The following is a 19,230-nucleotide window of genomic DNA, read 5'->3' on the forward strand; positions in this document are numbered from 1 at the left end:
CGCTGAAGGCATCTAAGCGTGAAGCCCCCCTCAAGATGAGATATCCCATGACGTCAAGTCAGTAAGACCCCTTGAAGACGACGAGGTAGATAGGGCAGAGGTGGAAGTGTCGTAAGGCATGGAGCTGACTGTTACTAATAGGTCGAGGGCATAACCAGGAAGGGAACAGACGGATGATTGATTCTTTGTATGTAGTTTTCAGGGTACATAAAATCCTGAATAGAGTGGCCCAGTGGCTCAGTTGGTTAGAGCGCCGCCCTGTCACGGCGGAGGTCGAGAGTTCGAGTCTCTTCTGGGTCGTCTGTGGGGTCTTAGCTCAGCTGGGAGAGCATCTGCCTTACAAGCAGAGGGTCATAGGTTCGAGCCCTATAGGCCCCACTTAAAAATCTGGATGGGTTCCCGAGTGGCCAAAGGGGGCAGACTGTAAATCTGTTGGCAACGCCTTCGAAGGTTCGAATCCTTCCCCATCCATTTTAAGCCGATGTGGCTCAATTGGCAGAGCAGCTGATTTGTAATCAGCAGGTTATCGGTTCGAGTCCGATCATCGGCTTTTGTCTCAGGAAGAGATAGTTAATTTAATAGCGCGGGGTGGAGCAGTCTGGAAGCTCGTCGGGCTCATAACCCGAAGGTCGCAGGTTCAAATCCTGCTCCCGCAACTCGGACTGTATAAGTCCAATGCCCAGATAGCTCAGTTGGTAGAGCAGAGGACTGAAAATCCTCGTGTCGCTGGTTCGATTCCGGCTCTGGGCATTTTCTCTGTAAAAATTTAATTGCTGATAAGGGCGTGTAGCTCAGGTGGTAGAGCACTTGACTTTTAATCAAGTTGTCCGGGGTTCGAATCCCCGCACGCTCACTTTTTAAAAAGCCGGGATGTGGTATTCCGGAAATGTAATTAAGTCACAAAATGAGCCGGGGATTTTTCCCTGGCTTTTTTGCTATCAAAAAAGCCGGGATGAAAATCGCCGGCTGAGAAAAGAGGAAAATATATGTAAAAAAGCTCTCTGGCTTTGTATGTCTATAATATAGCGGCTAATTGTGAGGAGAGTGTGAAGGATGTATAAAAAGCAGGTTAAGAATTATAAAGATATTTGGTATCAGAGATAAAAAAAGAGAAAACGAAAGGAACGGGTGTAAACCGGAAAGGAGAGGGAAATGGAACGTTTATACAAAATGCTGGAAGCATATGCACAATCAGATTACTATCCCTTTCATATGCCGGGACATAAGAGGAATTCTCTTCTGACCGGGGCTGCTCTTCCATATAGTCTTGATATTACGGAAATAGATGGGTTTGACGATCTGCACCATGCGGAAGGGGTATTGATGGAAGCAGAGGAGAGAGCCGCTGAATTATACCGGGCGGAGGAAACCCATTATCTGATCAACGGAAGTACAGCAGGAATATTAAGCGCTGTACTGGGATGTACCGAGCGGGGCGGGAAGATTCTGATGGCCCGTAATTGTCACAAATCTGTTTATAATGCAGTATTTATGAATGAGCTTCATCCGGTTTATGTATATCCCGAATATTTCAGTAAAACGGAACTTTGCGGGGAGATCCGTGTGTCGGATGTGGAACGGATACTGGCGTCAGACAGTGAAATTAAGGCAGTGGTGATTACGTCCCCCACCTACGACGGTGTGGTGTCGGATGTCCGGGGAATTGCAGGAGCAGCGCACAGAAAAGGAATTCCCCTGATCGTGGATGAGGCTCACGGAGCTCATTTTGGTTTTCACCCATATTTCCCGGAGAACTCGAACACGAAAGATGCCGATGTTGTGATTCACAGTTTGCACAAAACGCTTCCATCGCTTACTCAGACCGCTTTGATTCATATAAACGGAAATCTGGTTGACAGAGGGAAGATCAGAAGATATCTGCATATCCTGCAGTCGAGCAGTCCATCTTATGTTCTGATGGCAGGGATGGACGAATGTATCCGGATGCTGTCTGAGAGGGGCAGGGAAATATTTGAAAGTTACGCAGGCCTTCTTGAGAAAACCAGAGTGGAGCTGCAGAATCTCCGGAATATCGAGCTGCTTTCAACGGAAAATTATGACCGGTCAAAGCTGGTAATATCGGTAAAAAATGCTTCATCCGCCGAAAGCGGAATGACTATGGGAAACAGAGAGTGTGGGAACAGAAAACCTTTTACCGGGAGAATGCTCTATCAGATACTTCTGGGAACTTATCATCTGCAGATGGAAATGGCAGCCGGATCCTATGTGCTGGCTATGACTTCGCCGGCTGACACGGAAACCGGAATGGCACGTCTTGTCACTGCACTGCGTGAGATTGATGCAAGACTGGAAAAAGACCCGGAAAAGGATAGCGCGGGAGAAAAGCCTCAGGGGGAACGGCAGCGGTTCCCCGGCCAAGAGATTATCTTTATTCCTTCTGAAGTAGAAAGGCAGGGAGAGAGCATCGCAGTCTCCTGGGAGCAGGCACAGGGGAGAGTAGCGGTGGAATATGCGTACCTTTATCCTCCGGGGATCCCGCTGGTCGTACCCGGGGAGAGAATCGGCAGACTTACATCGGAAAAGGTACGGGAGTATATCAGGATGGGATTTACAATAGAAGGTACGGAAATGAAAGGAAAGATCAGGGTACTGGCAGATGGGTAAGATATTTTATATAATGGGAAAAAGTTCATCAGGCAAGGATACGATTTATAAAGAAATGAAAAAGCGCCATCCTCAGCTCCGCACGATTGTGCCTTATACAACCCGCCCGATTCGAGAAGGGGAAAAGGATGGAGTGGAGTACTTTTTTACAGATGACGCCACACTGGAGAAAATGCAGAAGGAAGGCAGAGTAATAGAAGTGCGCTCCTATCATACCAGATGCGGTATCTGGACGTATTTTACTGCGGATGACGGCCAGATCGATCTGGAGCACTGGGACTATATAATGATAGGAACACTGGAGTCTTACCGGGCGCTGAGAAAGTATTTCGGGGAAAGCCGCATGGTGCCGGTCTATATTGAGGTTGAGGACGGGCTGAGGCTGATGCGGGCGCTTGAGAGGGAACGCAGACAGGAACGGCCACAGTATGCGGAAATGTGCAGGCGTTTTCTGGCGGACTGCGAAGATTTTTCGGAAGAGAATCTGAGGCGTGCGGGGATCCGGAAAGTATTTGAAAACAACAGCCTCGAGGAATGTATTGGAGAAATTGAGAAATATATAGGGGTATAACTTGACCGGAATATGTGTTATACTTTATAGGTAGTAAAAATGCACGGCAGGTGAACAGTTATGAGTGGTTTTAAGGATGTAGTAGGTCACAAAAATATTATAAAATATATAGAGAATGCGGTGATGGCGGATGCGGTTTCCCATGCCTATATTCTGAACGGTGAGCGGGGATCAGGGAAAAAGATGCTCGCCAATCTGTTCGCGATGAGTCTGCAGTGCCAGGACAGGCAGGAAGACGGAGAAGCCTGCGGAAAGTGTCAGTCCTGCCGTCAGGCTCTGAGCGGAAACCAGCCGGATATTATCCGTGTGACGCATGAAAAGCCGAATACCATCAGTGTGGATGATATCCGGGAACAGGTAAACAATGACATTGTGATCCGGCCTTACAGCAGCCGGTATAAGATTTACATTATTCCGGATGCGGATCTGATGAGTGTACAGGCTCAGAACGCGCTTCTGAAGACGATCGAAGAGCCGCCGGAATATGCTGTGATTATGCTGCTGACGGAGAATGCAGATACGCTCCTTCCGACGATCCGTTCCAGATGCGTTATGATGAAGCTTCGCAATATCAAGGATCAGCTTGTGAGAAAGTATCTGATGGAACAGATGCATATCCCGGATTACAAGGCGGATGTCTGCGTTGCATTTGCCCAGGGGAATATGGGAAAGGCAATCATGCTTGCCACCTCGGACTATTTCAATGAGATCAAAGAGGAAGCGGTCCACCTGCTCAGGAATATCGATGAGATGAGTGTCTCTGAACTGATGGAAGCAGTGAAGCGGTGTATGTCTTATAAGCTGGAGATTAATGACTATCTGGATATTATTGCCATATGGTACAGGGACGTGCTGATTTACAAGGCTACGAAGAACGTGGACAGGGTTGTGTTCTCGGACCAGCTCAGATACATTAAAATACGCGCAAGCAAGAGTTCCTATGAGGGAATTGAGAATATCCTGGATGCCCTGGAAAAGGCGAAGGCAAGGATAAAGGCGAACGTGAATTTTGAGCTGACAATGGAACTGCTGCTGCTGACAATAAAGGAGAACTGACAGAAAATGACAAAAGTGATTGGTGTGAGATTCCGGACGGCAGGGAAGATATATTTCTTTGCGCCGGGAAAATTCAATATAAAACAGGGAGACCATGTAATTGTTGAGACGGCCAGAGGAATTGAGTATGGGCGGGTTGTGAGCGGACCGAAGGAAGTGAAGGACGAGGAAGTCGTGCAGCCGCTCAAATCGGTAATACGTATTGCGAATGAACAGGACAGGAAGACTGTGGAGAAGAATCATCAGAAGGAGAAGGAAGCGTTTAAGATCTGCCAGGAAAAGATACGCAAGCACGGGCTGGAGATGAAGCTGATCGACGTGGAATACACCTTTGACAACAACAAGGTACTGTTCTATTTCACTGCAGACGGAAGGATTGATTTCCGGGAACTTGTCAAAGATCTGGCGGCAGTGTTCCGGACGAGGATTGAGCTCAGGCAGATCGGGGTACGTGATGAGACAAAGATACGGGGCGGAATCGGTATCTGCGGGCGTCCGCTCTGCTGCAGCACATATCTGACCGAGTTCGCTGCGGTCTCCATAAAAATGGCGAAGGAACAGAATCTTTCGCTGAATCCCACGAAGATATCAGGGGTGTGCGGAAGACTGATGTGCTGTCTTACGAATGAGGAAGAGACGTATGAGATACTCAACAGCCAGCTCCCGTCGGTCGGCGATACCGTGACCACGAAAGAAGGACTGACTGGTGTGGTCCACTCCCTGAGTGTGCTCCGCAAACAGGTGAAGGTTGTTGTAAATCTGGAAAATGATGAGAAAGAGATCCGTGAATATAAGGCGGAGGATCTGAAATTTAAACCGCGCAGAAAGAAGCAGAAAGTTTCAAAAGATGAAATGAAGAAGCTTGCGGCTCTTGAAAAGGGAGAAGGAGCGTCGAAATTAGATGACAAGTGATGTGAGACCGGGGGAAAGGCTGGATGACCTGCAGCTTGGCGGGCTTGAGCTGATTCAGAACCCGGAGAAGTTCTGTTTTGGTGTAGACGCTGTGCTGCTGTCGGATTTTGTCAGGGTAAAACCGGGAGAGTCGGTGCTTGACCTGGGAACCGGAAACGGGATTATCCCGGTGCTTCTCTCGGCTAAGACGAAGGGAAAGCATTTTACGGGTCTGGAAATTCAGGCTGACACGGCAGAGATGGCAAGGCGGAGTGTGAGACATAATCATCTGGAAGAGCGGATCGATATCGTCACGGGAGATATCAAAGAGGCGGCAGAGATATTTAAGCCTGCCTTTTTTGATGTTATTACGACGAATCCCCCGTATATGCTTTCCGAACACGGGCTGCGCAATCCGGATGATGCAAAGGCGATCGCCCGGCATGAAGTGCTCTGCTCCCTGGATGATATTCTCAGGGAGAGTATGAAACTGATGCAGGACAAGTGCCGCTTTTACATGATACACAGGCCGTTCCGCCTGACAGAGATACTGACCAAGATGAGTTACTACAAGATCGAGCCGAAGCGGCTGCGCTTTGTGCATCCTTATATTGACAAGGAACCTTCCATGGTTCTTGTCGAAGGGGTAAAAGGAGCAAGACCGCGGGTTACGGTGGAACCGCCGCTGATAATGTACCCGAAGTGACAGGAGGTGTGTGATGTCAGGAACATTATATCTGTGTGCAACGCCGATCGGGAATCTGGAGGATATGACCTTCCGCGCGGTGCGAATTCTGCGGGAGGCGGATGTGATTGCCGCTGAGGATACCAGAAACAGCATAAAACTGCTGAATCATTTTGAGATCCGGACGCCGATGACAAGTTACCATGAGCACAACAAGTATGAAAAAGGGGAAAAACTGGTGGACCGGATGCTTGAAGGAGAGACGGTTGCCCTGATTACCGATGCAGGTACACCGGGAATATCTGATCCGGGAGAAGTGCTTGTACAGATGTGTGTGGAAGCGGGAATCCAGGTGATATCCGTACCGGGGGCTTCTGCGTGCATTACGGCGCTTACGGTTTCCGGCCTGGGGACGAGAAGGTTTGCCTTTGAGGCATTTCTTCCCTCTGACAGGAAAGAACGGGAAGAGATTCTCAGAGAGCTTCAGAATGAGACGAGGACGATTATAATCTACGAAGCGCCGCACAGACTGCTGCGGACGCTTAAGATCCTTTTTGAATGGCTTGGAGACAGGAAAGTTTCAGTCTGCAGGGAGCTTACGAAAAAGCACGAGACCGTTTACCGGAGCACGCTGTCGGAGGCGTGTGCATATTACGGAGAAAATGAGGCAAGAGGAGAGTGCGTGATTGTCATCGAAGGGAAAAGCCGGGCAGATATAGAGCTTGAAAAAAGAGAGAAATGGTCGGAGATGAGTATTCCGGACCATGTGAAGCACTATATGGATCTGGGCCTGGACAAAAAAGAGGCGATGAAGTGTGCGGCAAAGGACCGGGGTGTGACAAAACGGGAGATCTACAATTATTTTGTTAATGCAGGTCTGTAAAAATGAGGTTATAGAATTTAATACATTAATGAAAAAGCATCTGACGACACAGAAAAAATTCGATTCGCCAGATGCTCTTTTTATATCTTTTCAGACTGTATCTTTTCAGTCTGCCCGGGGTTATCCCGGACTTCAACAATCTTTCCCTCTTTCATAAAAACTGTCTTTTTATTCAGGGCACATACTTCATCATAATCATTGGTTACATAGAGAACCGTGATTCCCAGACGTTCATTGATCTTAAGAATATCCGAGATCATTTCGTGTCTGCGGTCGTCATTCTGCCGTGCAAAATCCTCGTCCACGAGAAGCACCTTAGGCTGGCAGACGATAGCGCGTCCAAGCGCCACACGCTGTTTTTCCGCATCGGAGATCGCCCGGAGCTTTTTGTCAAGGACACCGGTGATGCCGAGAAGGGAGGCGGCTGATTTTACACGGGAATCGATCACGTTGCGGGGAAGATCCCTCAGCCGCAGTCCAAGTGCCATATTGTCATACACATTAAAATGTTTATACAGTGTGTAGTTCTGAAAGGCCATTGCAAGCCGTCTGTCCCGGGGAAGGATGTCGTTTAACAGTTCTTTTCCAAGCCAGATTTTTCCGGAAGTAATATCCTCGAGCCCTCCGACCATGCGGAGAATGGTTGATTTCCCGCATCCGCTGGGCCCATGGAATACAACGAATTCCCCGTCCTCGACTGTGAGATTTACGTCGTTTACGGAGACGAAACCGTTGGGATAAGTTTTTGTTAAGTGTTCAAATGTCACGCTGGCCATGAGTACACCTCCATCTTTGTCTCTTTCCTATTTTAACACAAAGAAATGAGAGGTACAATCAAAAAGATACAGTCGGAGCTGACTTAAAATACTGTGCGGGCGAATACAACGCTGGCGGCAAGACCGGCAAAAGTGGCGATCATCGCGCCGGCGAGTGTATAGCGGGATCGGCGGATGCCGGCAGTCATGAAATAGACGCTCATGGTATAGAAGATCGTCTCGGTACAGCACATGGAAATAGAGGCAATCAGTCCAAGTTCGGAGTCGGTGCCATACTCCTTGTAGATATCGAGAAGGAGCCCGGTCGCTGCGGAGGAGGAGAACATCTTGACCACGGAGAGGGGCACCAGTTCTCCGGGAAATCCGATCTGTGCGGTAAACTGCCCGATGAGGGCAGCAAGAAAGTCGAGAAAACCGGATGCACGCAGAATGCCTACGGCAGCCATCAGTCCGATCAGTGTGGGCATGATGCGGATCACTGTGAGAAAACCGCTTTTGGCTCCGCGGATAAATGTATCGTAGACATTGACGCCCCGCAGAAGCCCGTAGACAACGACAGCGAGAATGATAAAAGGTACAATAAAATTAGAAATGTAGAGGAAAACCTGCATAAAAAACTCCTGTTTCTGTAGAATGCCCGGATATCCTATGGCAGCTTTTTCAGACCCGGCTGATTTATGTATATGCAGAATGGGGGATATGAAGAACGTGATATATGCGTCGCAGTGCGGAAGGAATATCACTGAATTGTGGCACATAATATACAGTAAAGCCTTTCCGGGAGCAGTTATGTTTAACAGAAATATCAGAGAGCGTACTGCGGCAGCAGGAATCGCCGTACTGGCTGCAGTATACATATGTGCGGGATGCGCAGGGGGACAAAGCGGGGGAGGAACCGACGAAGCCTTTGAAAATTATACGATGGCACTGTTCCGAAATGAGGCGGCATCCGATACCGTGAATCTGCATTACACTCTGAAAAATCCGGAAAAATACGGGATTGTGCAGCAGGATGTGACGTTCGGGAGCTTTCAGGCGGATGAGGAGGCGGTTATGGCGTCCTCTGAAAACATGAGGAAGGCCCTGGAACAATTCGACTATGAAGGATTGAGTATACAGAACCGGATTACCTACGATATTCTGGAATATTATCTGAAGATGGCCGACCGGAGCGCGGAGTATCTGCTGTATGATGAACCCCTCGGGCTTGTGAGCGGCGTGCAGACACAGTTGCCGGTAGTGCTCTCAGAGTACCGTTTCTATGACAGGGAAGACGTTGATACATATCTGGAACTGCTTTCCACGACCGGAGAATATTTTGACAGTTTGATCGAGTTTGAGCGGGATAAATCGGCAGCAGGACTTTTTATGGCAGACTATGCTGCTGACACGGTAATAGAGCAGTGCAGGGCATTTCTGGATATGGGAGATGGAAACTATCTTTATTCTACATTTGCTGACCGCATAAAAGATGTAAATGAGTTGACAGAGCAGGAAAAAAGTGACTACGTTCAGGAGAACGCGCGCTGCATAGGAGATTATGTCTATCCGGCGTATGAGAAACTGATTTCGGCGGTGGAGAGTCTGAAAGGCAGCGGCAAGAATGAGAAGGGACTGAAATATCTGCCGGGCGGACGGGAATACTACGAGCTTGTGGTGGAACAGTCTGCCGGTGTGGATCAGACGGTACGGGAACTGGAGGATCTTACAAGAAGGCAGATCACGGACGATCTGGAGGCGATGGAAGAAGTCCTGGGAATTACAGCGGATGAAGCAAAGGAAGCAGCGGCTTCCATGGCGAACGGGAATGCGGAAATGATCCTGGGCAGCCTGAAAGAGGGAATTGCCGGGGCGTTTCCGGAGGCACCGGAGACAGCTCTGGAGGTGAAGTATGTGCCGGAGGAGATGGAGGAACATTTAAGTCCGGCATTTTACATGATTCCGGCAATAGATAATACACAGGAGAATGTGATCTATATTAATCAGGCGCATATGGGCGACAGCCTGACTTTGTTTACAACACTGGCACATGAAGGTTATCCGGGACATCTCTACCAGACCCTGTACTATGAAGGGACAGATCCGGATCCCCTCAGAAATATGTTCAATTTCGGCGGCTATGTGGAAGGATGGGCTACCTATGCGGAAATGTGCAGCTACTACCTGACACCGCTTTCCAAAGAGCAGGCGACGCTTCTGCAGAAGAACAGTTCGATTATCCTGGGGCTGTATGCGCTTGCGGATATGGGGATTCATTATGAGGGATGGAGCCGTATGGATACGGTGGAGTTCTTCAGTAATTACGGCATAACGGACGGGGAAACGATTGACCGTATCTATGAGCTGATCATCGGATCTCCGGGAAATTATCTCAAATATTATATCGGTTATGTACAGTTCCTGGAGATGAAAAAAGACTGGGTGAAGGAAAAGGGGACGGCGTTTTCACAGAAAGAGTTTCATGAAGCTGTGCTCACTGTGGGACCTGCGCCTTTTGAGATTGTGGAGAAATATATGTGGAACATCTGTGAGGAGAAGTAGATGCTGAATTATCTGTGGGCGGGGATGATCCTGGCGGGCATCCTCTTTGGGGCATTTAACGGAAAAATGGCGGACATAACGAATGCCGCGCTGGATTCTGCCAAAGATGCCGTGACACTGTGCATTACAATGATCGGGGTGATGGCGTTCTGGACGGGAATCATGGAGATCGCTTCGAAAGCGGGCGTTATCGGGATGGCGTCAAAGAAGTTGGGACCGGTGATCCGGTTCCTCTTTCCGGAACTGCCGAAAGAGCACAAGGCAAACGAGCATATTGCCACGAATTTTATTGCAAATTTTCTGGGGCTTGGCTGGGCGGCAACTCCGGCAGGGCTGAAAGCCATGGAGGAACTGGAAAAACTGGAGGACGAAAGACGGGCGGGACGCTCGTCCGGTCCTGTCCGGAAAAGAGGAATCGCCAACAATGAGATGTGTACATTTCTGATTATTAACATATCGTCGCTGCAGCTTATACCCGTGAATGTGATTGCTTACCGGAGCCAGTACGGAAGTGCAAATCCGGCAGCAATCGTGGGAGCGGGAATACTGGCGACAGCGGTGAGCACGGGGGCAGCGGTGATCTTCTGCAGGATAATGGACCGGGGACGGGGAAAGTGATTGTCTACGGTCCGTTCCTGTCTATTCAATCTGCAGTATAAGATCTGTATATTCTTCGATCAGTTCATCTGTGGTGAAATACAGTTCATTGCCATAGACCATCCACTCACCGGAATGGTCAGAGAGAAATACCAGTACATTCTGCTCCTTTGTGATAAGATCGAGCACATCACTGATATCCTTTGTAAGTCTGTCGATATCGCTGCCGGAGGGCATGTTTTCCCCGACAATCTCCCGGTAGAAGTCTCTGTAATAGGAATCAATCTCCGTATCCCGGTTAATGTAGGACATGAGGGCATCTTCTGTCTGAAGCCGGGCAAGCGTTTCGATGGATTCGGACAGAGAAGCCTGAACCTGGGAGAGGGAGGCGCGTGTCTGGAGAAAATAGGGTCCATCTGTACGGTATGTATCGGTTGTCAGCGCATTTGTGATGACAGATGCATACAGATTTTCGTCGATCGTACTGTAGCACTCCAATGTATCGGAAAGATAGCTTTTTATTGCTTTTTCAACTTTTGCATAGTCGCCTGTAGTTACAGTGCGCCTCAGCATATCTGCAATTTCCGAACTGTCTTCGCTGCCAGGAACCAGCAGTTCACTGATTTGTGAAATTTCTTCGCGCAGGTCATCTTCCTGCTGAAAATCTTTGACTACCTGAATCACGACAACTACGGCAAATACAGCAAGAAGTGCCGCGATTATACCGACTGCAGTAAGGATGATTTTTTTCACAGTTATTTCCCCCTCTTCTGTTTTCCGTTTCCCCCGGTTCCGTTTTTCCCCGGTTCCGTTTCCCCCGGTTCCGTTTTTCCCGGCTCCGCTTTCCCTGTAGATAATTTATTATACCACACTTGACGTATTATAAGAAGAGTGATAATATATGTGTAACTATAAATATTAAAAGGCACCGGGAGGAAGAAGCATATGCTGTTGAAAACATATGAGCGGATTCTGGAAATGTTTCGCGGAAGCCATGGGTACATGAGCTTTGAAGAGCTGAAAGAAGAGGGAATAACAGTAACGCAGATTCAGGAACTTACAGAAAAGGGAGTGCTGGAGAAGTTCGCGAGAGGATGGTACTGGTGCGGTCAGTGCGGGATAGAGAAACCGGAGCATCACAGATATATTGAGATCGGGAAGGTGAATCAGAATGCGGTGATCTGTATGGACAGCGCCTGTTATCTTCAGGGGCTTCTGTCGGAGGAGCCGGAAGTGATATCTGTGGCAACGGAGCGGACAGACAGGAGAAAAATGGAGTTTTCCTTCCCGGTGAAGCGGTATTATCTGCAGAATACGGGCCTGGAGGATGAGGTGGAAACAGTTGCCACGGAATTCGGATCGTTTAAGGTCTATTCTGTGGACAGAACTGCGTGCGACTGTATCCGTATGAAGGACAGGCTGGATGAAGCGGTTCTGGCGGAAGTGTGCCGGAACTACAGAGCTCGGAATAAAGATATGGAGAGGCTTCTGGAATACGGAAAGGAACTTCGGGCACTGAAGTGTATAAAAGAGCAGGCCGGACAGTGGTATGATGTGGAAGAATGAGTGTTTGCTGAGTAACCGAGGAGAATGAAATGCAGCTTAGACAGGAGATACCGGATCAATTCTGGGGATTGTTCCGATCTGTAAACAGAGAAGTTTATATAGAATCTTTATTATGCATAAACAGAGAATATGAATACAGCAATTATTTCCTGACCAGAGAGGTCTGCCTTCAGATACTGAATGATATGAACGCGGAAAAGCGGCTCCGTCTGGAGCGGGAAGAGACAGAATCGGACTTTGATATGCTTGAGACGCCTTCCCTCAGGATCCTGAACTGGCTTGTCCGGACGGGCTGGCTTAAGAAAATTGAAGATTACGTTTCCATGACGACGAATATTGTGATTCCCGATTATGCGGCAGTGTTCATTGAAGCTTTCGAGAAGCTTTCATCGGAGGATCTGGAGGAGACGGAAGTCTATATACAGAATGTATACGCTACACTGTATTCTTTCCGGAATGACCCGAGAGTGAATCTGAATATGCTGCGGACCGCACTGGTGAATACGAGGAAGCTGAATAAGGCGCTTCAGGACATGCTCCACAATATGGACAAGTTTTTTGCACGGCTCCTAGATAAAAGGACCTATGGCGAGCTGCTCCGCGAACATCTGGAAGGGTATGTGGAGGAGGTGGTCAGAAAGAAGTACCACATTCTGAAGACCTCCGACAACTTCTACATATATAAGAACGACATCAAGGAATGTCTTCGCGAGATGCGGGAAGACGAGGAGTGGATTGAGAAAGTGCGCGCCCGCTCAAAGGCGTCGGGTGACGGCGGCGAGGACGTTCTGGAACTGATTGACCTGATCGACAGGGGATTTGACGATATTGAGCACCGCATCGCCAACATGGACAGGGAACATTCCAAATATGTGCGGGCGACGGTGACGCGGCTCAATTATCTCCTGAGCGGAGAGACGGATACGAAAGGCCTGGTAATCAAGCTGCTTGGCCGTATGGAAGACAGCACGAAGCGCGAGGAGATCATTGCGGCGGCGGGAAGCAGGATGAATCTCTCCCTTCTGGAGATTCTGTCGGAAAAATCTCTGTATAAGAGACGGCGTGCCAGAACGGACTTCATCAGCAGGATGGAACCGGACGAGGAGATCGAGGATCTGGACCGGGATGAAGTGCTGAAGATGAACCGCATACAGACCCGTTACAGCCGGGCAGACATCGAATCTTTCATTGAGTCCAATATGAAAGAGGACGTTATGGATGCGGGAGAGCTGAAGGATATGTCGGAAGAGGATTTTGAAAAGCTGATACTCGCATATGACTACAGTACGAGGAGAAACAGCCCATATATGGTTGAGGAGGAGACTTCCGAGATGGTGGAGAGCGGAAGATACCGCTACCCGAAACTGAAATTTATACGGAGGAGACCCGGATGATAGAATATTACGATAAGCTGATGGAGGAAGAGCAGGATGCGGTCAGGGATATTATACAGATCCTGTTCCGGCAGACATTTCTTCTTGAGAGAAAATATGACCGGCGTTCCGGAAGAATGACGCCGGTGAGGGAATACAGGACGGCAGATAAGCATCTGGATTTCCTGAAAGAATACTTCCGGATTGCAGGGATTGAGCTGCGGCAGAACGTACATATGGGAGTGATCTATATCCAGGGGGAAGGCCTGTGGGGAGAGAAGCTTCCCAGACTCGCCACAATCTATCTGCTGGTCCTGAAGATCCTGTATGACGAGCAGATGGCGGAGGTCTCGTCGAGCAGCCATGTGGTGGTGACGATGGGGATGCTAAACGGCAAGGCAGGAGAGTTCCATGTGCTCGGATCGCTGCCGTCTCCCACGGAGATAAGGAGAACCGTGGCGCTGCTGAAAAAATATCAGATTATCGAGCCGGCAGATGTGCTGGAAGAGCTGAACGAGAACACCCGCCTGGTGATTTATCCGTGTATCAACGCGGTGCTTGCAGGGGATGACATCAGGGAACTTTTAAATACATTCAGTGAGGAGGACTACAGTGGAGACGAAGCAGCCGTTCAAGGCACTCTCGAAGATATGCCTGAATAACTGGCATTACATAGACAGGAAAATACTTTCGTTCAACGAAGGGGTCAACTTCTTTACCGGACATTCGGGGAGCGGAAAGTCTACCGTGATTGACGCCCTTCAGATCGTCCTGTATGCGAATACGGACGGCAGGGGATTCTTTAATAAGGCAGCTGCAGACGATTCGGACCGTTCTCTGATCGAGTATCTGAGAGGAATGGTGAATATCGGGGAGAACAATGAAGCGCAGTATCTGCGCAATCGGAATTTTTCCAGCACCATCGTTCTGGAGTTCGAACAGACTGATACCCGGGAGAAGCAGTGCGTAGGTGTCGTATTCGACGTGGAGACAGCTACCAATGAGATCGGAAGACTGTTCTTCTGGCATAAGAGCGGCCTGCTTGAGAACCATTACCGGGCGGACAGACGGTGCCTTACGACGGTTGAGGTGAGAGAGTATCTGCAGCGGTCGTTTGAGCGGACGGATTATTACTGCGGTCCGAGCAATGAAAGGTTCCGGAAGCAGTTGTATGACATTTATCTGGGCGGTCTGGACATGGAAAAGTTTCCAAGGTTATTTAAACGTGCCATACCCTTCCGGATGAATATTAAACTGGAAGATTTTGTGAAAGAGTATATCTGTATGGAGCAGGATATCCATATCGAAGATCTTCAGGAAAGTGTCATGCAGTACGGCCGGATGCGCAGCAAGATCGAGGAGACGATGAAGGAGATATGCGCACTTGAGGACATCCGCAGGAGCTATGAAGAATATGAGAACAGGAGCCGTGATGTGGCGGCGTGCGACTATCAGATCCGGAAGCTGGAGATCCTGCAGATGCAGGCGAAAGTTAAGGAAATACAGACCCGTCTGGAGACAAATACAGGAGAAGTGAAGCGTCTGGAAACGGTAAAACAGTGTCTGGAAGGGCAGCAGGAGGAACTGAGGAAAGAGTATGAGGAGGTCCTGCTGCGAATTGCGGACAGCGGCTATTCTGCTTTGGAGAAAGAGCTTGAAAATCTCAATGAAACACTGGAGCGGCTGTTGGGAAGCAGGGCAAAGTGGCAGCGGACAGCCCAGGGACTGGAAGCGTGGAAGAAAAAGGACGTTACCCCCAATCAGATGATCTGGGATATCGAAAGCTTTGAGAGGATGACCATTGATGAGAGCACCCTGGGAAGGCTCAAAGAAGAGATATCGCAGCTTCGGACCAGCCTGGAAGAAGACCAGAAGGATACGGAAAGCCGGCTGCGGGCAGTGAAGAAAGAAGAAAAGGATGCCCGGGAAGAATTAAAAGAGCTGAAGCAGGGGAAAAAGGCATATCCCAGAGAACTGGAAGAGGCGAGATATGAACTGCGGAACCGGCTTCATGAGAGATGCGGAAAGTTCGTACCCGTGCAGATTCTTGCCGATCTGATCGATGTGAAAGACGAAAAGTGGCACAATGCCGTGGAAGGCTATATGGGAAACAACAAGCTGCTTCTTGTGGTGGAACCGGATTACGTGAAGGATGCCATGGAGATCTACCGGTCCATGGACAGAAAGAAGTATTTCCGCGCGGCTGTGCTCGATACGGAAAAGGTTATGGAACAGCAGAAAGGAAAGGAACAGCCTCCCCGGGAATCCCTTGCGTCTGAGGTGACTGCGAAGGAGCCTTATGTAAGAGCCTATGTGGATTTCTTCCTGGGAAATGTGATCAAATGCGGCAGCGTGGACGAGCTGCGTCAGCAGAAGATCGGAATTACTGCGGACTGTATGCTGTATCACGGCTTCCGACTCCAGCATATTAATCCGGATAATTACACCCGGCGTGCCTATATCGGCGAGACGAGCATGCGCCAGCGTATCCGGCGCCTGGAGGCGCGCTGCACAGAACTGCAGGAGGAGCGGATACCGCTTCAGGAGATGAAGGAGGAGATCAGGAAAATACTGGAATTTGAAAGCCTTTCTCTTCCGGAAGAGGATTATCTTGGCTGGAAAAAGGAAATTTCTGAGATATCAAAAAAAGAAAAGAGAAAAAATCAAGTTATTGAAGAAATGAAAAAGTTGCGAGAAGAATCTGTCTCAGTATGGGAGGAAAAGAAGAACAGGCTGTTTGTGCAGCAGGAAGAAATGAAGGAAAACCTGCAGAATATTCAGCAGGAGATCTGGAAGAACCGGGATAATGCCGAGAGGTGGAAAAAATCATATATTGAAACAACTGCGGAATTGACTGAGAAAGAAAAAGATTTTCAAAGAAATGAAGATAAGGAAAAAGAGTTTGAAGAATATCTGTCTGGAAAGCGGTCCTCCAACTTTGATTACCTGCGTCAACAGAGAATGGCGGAGAGGACTCCTATGGAAAATGCAAGAAACCATGCGTTCTCGGACCTTGTGGACAGGCGTACCATGTATCTGAGAAATTACCCAAACCGGACATTCTCTGCAACGATCCGGGAGAATGCCCCCTATGACAGGCTTCTGGAGAGTCTGAGCTGTGATGAGCTGGAAGAGTACCGGCAGGCAGCAAAAGAGCAGGCCCGTTCTGCGGTAGAGCATTTTAAGGATGATTTCATTTACAAGATCCGCAGTGCCATTCGGGAGGCATACCAGAAGAAAGATGAACTGAACCGTATTATCAGCAGGCTGGATTTCGGAAAGGACAAGTATCAGTTCGTCATCACGAAAAACAAAGGTCCGGATGGAAAGTACTATAAGATGTTTATGGACGATTCCCTCAGCATTAATCCCGCGCAGCTGACGGGAAGCATGGAAAACCAGCTCAATCTTTTCACCATGGAGCATGAAGAAGAGTACGGGGATATGATGAATGAGCTGATCCAGATCTTTATCCCGCCGGAGGATGCTACCAGGGAAGAACTCGACCAGGCAAAGAAGAACATGGAAAAATATGCGGACTACCGTACCTATCTTTCTTTTGACATGCAGCAGATTGTGCGGGGAGACCATGAGATGAAGATCGGTCTGAGCAAGATGATCCGGAAGAACTCCGGAGGAGAGGGGCAGAACCCTCTGTACATTGCTCTGCTGGCAAGTTTCGCCCAGATCTACCGGATCAATCTTTCTCCGAAGATACGGCGGCCTGCGACAATACGCTTGGTAGTTCTGGACGAGGCGTTCTCGAAGATGGATGCGGAGAAGGTGGCAAGCTGTATTTCGCTGATCCGGGGGCTTGGGTTCCAGGCGATCATCAGCGCGACAAACGACAAGATCCAGAACTATCTGGAGAATGTAGACAAGACATTTGTGTTTGCAAACCCGAACAAGAAGCATATTTCCATCCAGGAGTTCGAGAGGACGGAATACGGGCAGCTTAAGGGAGAGGATGAACAGACGACAGAAGGAGGAATAATAATATGAAACTTATGATTGCGTCGGATATTCACGGCTCGGCATTGTACTGTGAAAAGATGCTGAACGCCTGTGACAGAGAGGGGGCGGAAAGACTGCTGCTGCTCGGAGATATTCTCTACCACGGACCGCGCAATGATCTGCCCGAGGGCTATGCGCCGAAACAGGTGATCAGCATGCTCAATCCGCGGAAAGGGGAGATCCTCTGTGTGCGGGGCAACTGTGACACCGAGGTAGATCAGATGGTTCTGGAATTCCCGATTATGGCGGACTATTGCTTTCTGGAACTGATGGCGGAAAGCACGACCGGACAAGGCAGGGCTGCCGGCGTGGAAGATGCACAGACAGGGCAGTGCATGCAGATGCTTCATGTATTTGCCACCCACGGGCACATTTATCATCCGCATCATATGCCGCCCATGAAGAACGGGGATATCCTGCTTAACGGGCATACCCATATTCCCGCCTGTGAGGAGATACTGGATATGGACGGAAACCGGTACTGGTACCTGAACCCGGGCTCGGTGTCTATTCCAAAAGAAGGATCTGCCCACAGTTATATGATCTATGAGAACGGGGAATTTATCTGGAAGAATCTTGAAGGGGAGGAGTACATGACATGGAAGACAGAATCGCGCTTCTGATCGACGCGGATAATGTGTCCGCAAAATATATCAAGCCCATACTGGACGAGCTTTCCAAGTATGGCAATGTAACTTACAAGAGAATCTACGGGGACTGGACAAAGACGAACAATGCGGGATGGAAGGAGGAACTTCTGCAGAATTCCATCACGCCGATTCAGCAGTTCAGCTACACCCACGGGAAAAATGCCACCGATTCCGCCATGATTATTGACGCCATGGATATGCTCTATCAGAGTGAACTGGAAGGATTCTGCCTCGTCTCCAGTGACAGTGACTTTACAAAACTTGCAAGCCGCCTGAGAGAGAGCGGAAAGACGGTGATCGGAATGGGGGAGGACAAAACGCCGATCCCCTTCCGCAAAGCCTGTGACATCTTCACCGTCCTGGAGCTTCTTCTGGAGGACAATATGGAGAAGGAAGACCGGGAGGAAAAGCCTGCCCAGCATCACGCGCAGGGCAAAGAACAGAAGAAAACTTCCGTGGCGGCCCCGACCAAGGATCAGATCGAGGAAGCGGTGGTCAAGATTATCACAGAGAATCAGAATGATGACAGGGAGACCGGACTGGGAGAGGTGGGAAGCCGCCTGGTGAAACTGTATCCGGACTTCGACGTAAGACGCTACGGGTACAGCCTGCTGTCCAAATTTCTGGAGACGCTGCCGAAGCTCAAGCTGATGCAGGAGGGCACCAAGGTAACGGTAACGCTTTACGAAGACAAGAGTAAAAAGGAAATGCTGGAAGAGTATATCCTGCAGCAGATCATGAGCGCAGGAAGATACGGGATCTCCCTGGGCTCTCTGGGAAACCGGATCCGCACGAAGGACAGGAATTTCAAGGTGCGGGACTATGGTTATTCCCAGTTCAAGCAGTATATCCAGAGCTTTGACCAGGTAGAGCTGGTGGATGACGGGGAGCGGACGAGAGCCGTGTATGTGCCGGAGTGAGAGTGGCATAGGAAAAAGAGTGAGGCAGAGAGAAGGCGCGTGGGATGTATCTGCCAGGGAATATGTGATACGGGCATGAAAG

The 19,230-nt window shown here is 49.2% G+C and carries 17 protein-coding genes, 7 tRNA genes and 1 rRNA gene; 22 read left to right on the top strand and 3 right to left on the bottom strand.

The features are described 5' to 3' along the window. From B5F07_RS12940 to rsmI, 14 genes are all read left to right on the top strand, one after another. Positions 1-158, top strand: a 23S ribosomal RNA gene (locus tag B5F07_RS12940); the annotation flags it as partial. A 68-nt stretch (positions 159-226) separates the two neighbouring features. Continuing rightward, positions 227-300 (top strand) — tRNA-Asp (locus tag B5F07_RS12945). Between the two features lie 5 nt (positions 301-305). Beyond that, positions 306-378: transfer RNA gene (locus B5F07_RS12950), tRNA-Val, on the top strand. An 11-nt stretch (positions 379-389) separates the two neighbouring features. Next, positions 390-471, top strand: a tRNA-Tyr gene (locus tag B5F07_RS12955). A 6-nt stretch (positions 472-477) separates the two neighbouring features. Further along, positions 478-550 (top strand) — tRNA-Thr (locus B5F07_RS12960). Between the two features lie 32 nt (positions 551-582). Continuing rightward, positions 583-656: transfer RNA gene (locus B5F07_RS12965), tRNA-Met, on the top strand. A 21-nt stretch (positions 657-677) separates the two neighbouring features. Continuing rightward, positions 678-750 (top strand) — tRNA-Phe (locus B5F07_RS12970). 30 nt (positions 751-780) lie between these two features. Continuing rightward, positions 781-853 (top strand) — tRNA-Lys (locus tag B5F07_RS12975). 299 nt (positions 854-1,152) lie between these two features. Next, on the top strand, positions 1,153-2,625 hold the full coding sequence (locus tag B5F07_RS12980) for an aminotransferase class I/II-fold pyridoxal phosphate-dependent enzyme (protein WP_087161713.1): 1,473 nt from the start codon (positions 1,153-1,155) through the stop codon (positions 2,623-2,625). Further along, a complete protein-coding gene (locus B5F07_RS12985; RefSeq protein WP_087161714.1) occupies positions 2,618-3,196 on the top strand; it encodes a guanylate kinase in 579 nt (192 codons plus the stop codon). Before B5F07_RS12980 ends, B5F07_RS12985 begins: the two co-directional genes overlap by 8 nt. Before the next feature lie 60 nt (positions 3,197-3,256). Beyond that, positions 3,257-4,252, top strand: a complete 996-nt coding sequence (holB, locus tag B5F07_RS12990; RefSeq protein ID WP_087161715.1) for a DNA polymerase III subunit delta' — start codon at positions 3,257-3,259, stop codon at positions 4,250-4,252. Between the two features lie 6 nt (positions 4,253-4,258). Further along, positions 4,259-5,164 (top strand): PSP1 domain-containing protein, encoded by a 906-nt coding sequence (locus tag B5F07_RS12995; RefSeq protein WP_087161716.1) that lies wholly within the window; start codon positions 4,259-4,261, stop codon positions 5,162-5,164. Continuing rightward, positions 5,154-5,849: a tRNA1(Val) (adenine(37)-N6)-methyltransferase gene (locus B5F07_RS13000; RefSeq protein WP_087161717.1), complete on the top strand. Its 696-nt coding sequence runs from the start codon at positions 5,154-5,156 to the stop codon at positions 5,847-5,849. The genes B5F07_RS12995 and B5F07_RS13000 overlap by 11 nt, the downstream gene beginning before the upstream one ends. A gap of 13 nt (positions 5,850-5,862) precedes the next feature. Next, positions 5,863-6,711 carry a 16S rRNA (cytidine(1402)-2'-O)-methyltransferase gene (gene rsmI / locus B5F07_RS13005; RefSeq protein WP_087161718.1) on the top strand — a complete coding sequence of 283 codons (849 nt, stop codon included), beginning with the start codon at positions 5,863-5,865 and terminating at the stop codon, positions 6,709-6,711. A gap of 80 nt (positions 6,712-6,791) precedes the next feature. Here the strand turns inward: rsmI and B5F07_RS13010 are convergent, their stop codons facing one another. Next, on the bottom strand, positions 6,792-7,487 hold the full coding sequence (locus tag B5F07_RS13010) for an ABC transporter ATP-binding protein (protein ID WP_087161719.1): 696 nt from the start codon (positions 7,485-7,487) through the stop codon (positions 6,792-6,794). Between the two features lie 83 nt (positions 7,488-7,570). After that, entirely contained in the window at positions 7,571-8,098 is a 528-nt protein-coding gene (locus B5F07_RS13015) for a spore maturation protein (protein ID WP_087161720.1), read from the bottom strand. 178 nt (positions 8,099-8,276) lie between these two features. Between B5F07_RS13015 and B5F07_RS13020 the strand changes: the two genes are divergently transcribed. Then, the gene (locus B5F07_RS13020; protein ID WP_087161779.1) at positions 8,277-10,028 is read left to right on the top strand and encodes a DUF885 domain-containing protein; all 1,752 of its coding nucleotides are present in this window, start codon (positions 8,277-8,279) and stop codon (positions 10,026-10,028) included. After that, positions 10,029-10,646, top strand: a complete 618-nt coding sequence (locus B5F07_RS13025) for a nucleoside recognition domain-containing protein (protein ID WP_087161721.1) — start codon at positions 10,029-10,031, stop codon at positions 10,644-10,646. Between the two features lie 21 nt (positions 10,647-10,667). Here the strand turns inward: B5F07_RS13025 and B5F07_RS13030 are convergent, their stop codons facing one another. Next, on the bottom strand, positions 10,668-11,378 hold the full coding sequence (locus tag B5F07_RS13030) for a hypothetical protein (RefSeq protein ID WP_087161722.1): 711 nt from the start codon (positions 11,376-11,378) through the stop codon (positions 10,668-10,670). Positions 11,379-11,570: 192 nt separating this feature from the next. Between B5F07_RS13030 and B5F07_RS13035 the strand changes: the two genes are divergently transcribed. Genes B5F07_RS13035 through B5F07_RS13060 form a run of 6 tightly spaced genes read left to right on the top strand, consistent with a single transcriptional unit; the run spans position 11,571 to position 19,148 of the window. After that, positions 11,571-12,191, top strand: a complete 621-nt coding sequence (locus tag B5F07_RS13035; protein WP_087161723.1) for a type IV toxin-antitoxin system AbiEi family antitoxin domain-containing protein — start codon at positions 11,571-11,573, stop codon at positions 12,189-12,191. A 29-nt stretch (positions 12,192-12,220) separates the two neighbouring features. Next, on the top strand, positions 12,221-13,585 hold the full coding sequence (locus B5F07_RS13040) for a Wadjet anti-phage system protein JetA family protein (RefSeq protein WP_087161724.1): 1,365 nt from the start codon (positions 12,221-12,223) through the stop codon (positions 13,583-13,585). After that, positions 13,582-14,226 (top strand): DUF4194 domain-containing protein, encoded by a 645-nt coding sequence (locus B5F07_RS13045; protein WP_087161725.1) that lies wholly within the window; start codon positions 13,582-13,584, stop codon positions 14,224-14,226. Before B5F07_RS13040 ends, B5F07_RS13045 begins: the two co-directional genes overlap by 4 nt. Further along, positions 14,177-17,566, top strand: coding sequence for an ATP-binding protein (locus B5F07_RS13050; RefSeq protein WP_087161726.1), 3,390 nt, complete (start codon positions 14,177-14,179; stop codon positions 17,564-17,566). Before B5F07_RS13045 ends, B5F07_RS13050 begins: the two co-directional genes overlap by 50 nt. Next, on the top strand, positions 17,563-18,201 hold the full coding sequence (gene yfcE / locus B5F07_RS13055; RefSeq protein WP_087161727.1) for a phosphodiesterase: 639 nt from the start codon (positions 17,563-17,565) through the stop codon (positions 18,199-18,201). The genes B5F07_RS13050 and yfcE overlap by 4 nt, the downstream gene beginning before the upstream one ends. After that, entirely contained in the window at positions 18,177-19,148 is a 972-nt protein-coding gene (locus B5F07_RS13060) for an NYN domain-containing protein (protein ID WP_087161728.1), read from the top strand. The genes yfcE and B5F07_RS13060 overlap by 25 nt, the downstream gene beginning before the upstream one ends. The last annotated feature ends 82 nt before the right edge of the window (positions 19,149-19,230 follow it).

It is taken from the genome of Lachnoclostridium sp. An169, from assembly GCF_002160525.1.
Classification (GTDB): Bacteria; Bacillota; Clostridia; order Lachnospirales; family Lachnospiraceae; genus Mediterraneibacter; species Mediterraneibacter cottocaccae.

Coding starts and splice junctions, on each gene's coding strand:
- B5F07_RS13035 (WP_087161723.1), top strand. CDS start 11,571: ATGCTGTTGAAAACATATGAGCGGATTCTGGAAATGTTTCGCGGAAGC.
- B5F07_RS13060 (WP_087161728.1), top strand. CDS start 18,177: ATGGAAGACAGAATCGCGCTTCTGATCGACGCGGATAATGTGTCCGCA.
- B5F07_RS13010 (WP_087161719.1), bottom strand. CDS start 7,487: ATGGCCAGCGTGACATTTGAACACTTAACAAAAACTTATCCCAACGGT.
- B5F07_RS13045 (WP_087161725.1), top strand. CDS start 13,582: ATGATAGAATATTACGATAAGCTGATGGAGGAAGAGCAGGATGCGGTC.
- B5F07_RS12980 (WP_087161713.1), top strand. CDS start 1,153: ATGGAACGTTTATACAAAATGCTGGAAGCATATGCACAATCAGATTAC.
- B5F07_RS13020 (WP_087161779.1), top strand. CDS start 8,277: ATGTTTAACAGAAATATCAGAGAGCGTACTGCGGCAGCAGGAATCGCC.
- B5F07_RS13025 (WP_087161721.1), top strand. CDS start 10,029: ATGCTGAATTATCTGTGGGCGGGGATGATCCTGGCGGGCATCCTCTTT.
- rsmI (WP_087161718.1), top strand. CDS start 5,863: ATGTCAGGAACATTATATCTGTGTGCAACGCCGATCGGGAATCTGGAG.
- B5F07_RS13040 (WP_087161724.1), top strand. CDS start 12,221: ATGCAGCTTAGACAGGAGATACCGGATCAATTCTGGGGATTGTTCCGA.
- B5F07_RS12995 (WP_087161716.1), top strand. CDS start 4,259: ATGACAAAAGTGATTGGTGTGAGATTCCGGACGGCAGGGAAGATATAT.
- B5F07_RS13015 (WP_087161720.1), bottom strand. CDS start 8,098: ATGCAGGTTTTCCTCTACATTTCTAATTTTATTGTACCTTTTATCATT.
- B5F07_RS13000 (WP_087161717.1), top strand. CDS start 5,154: ATGACAAGTGATGTGAGACCGGGGGAAAGGCTGGATGACCTGCAGCTT.
- yfcE (WP_087161727.1), top strand. CDS start 17,563: ATGAAACTTATGATTGCGTCGGATATTCACGGCTCGGCATTGTACTGT.
- holB (WP_087161715.1), top strand. CDS start 3,257: ATGAGTGGTTTTAAGGATGTAGTAGGTCACAAAAATATTATAAAATAT.
- B5F07_RS12985 (WP_087161714.1), top strand. CDS start 2,618: ATGGGTAAGATATTTTATATAATGGGAAAAAGTTCATCAGGCAAGGAT.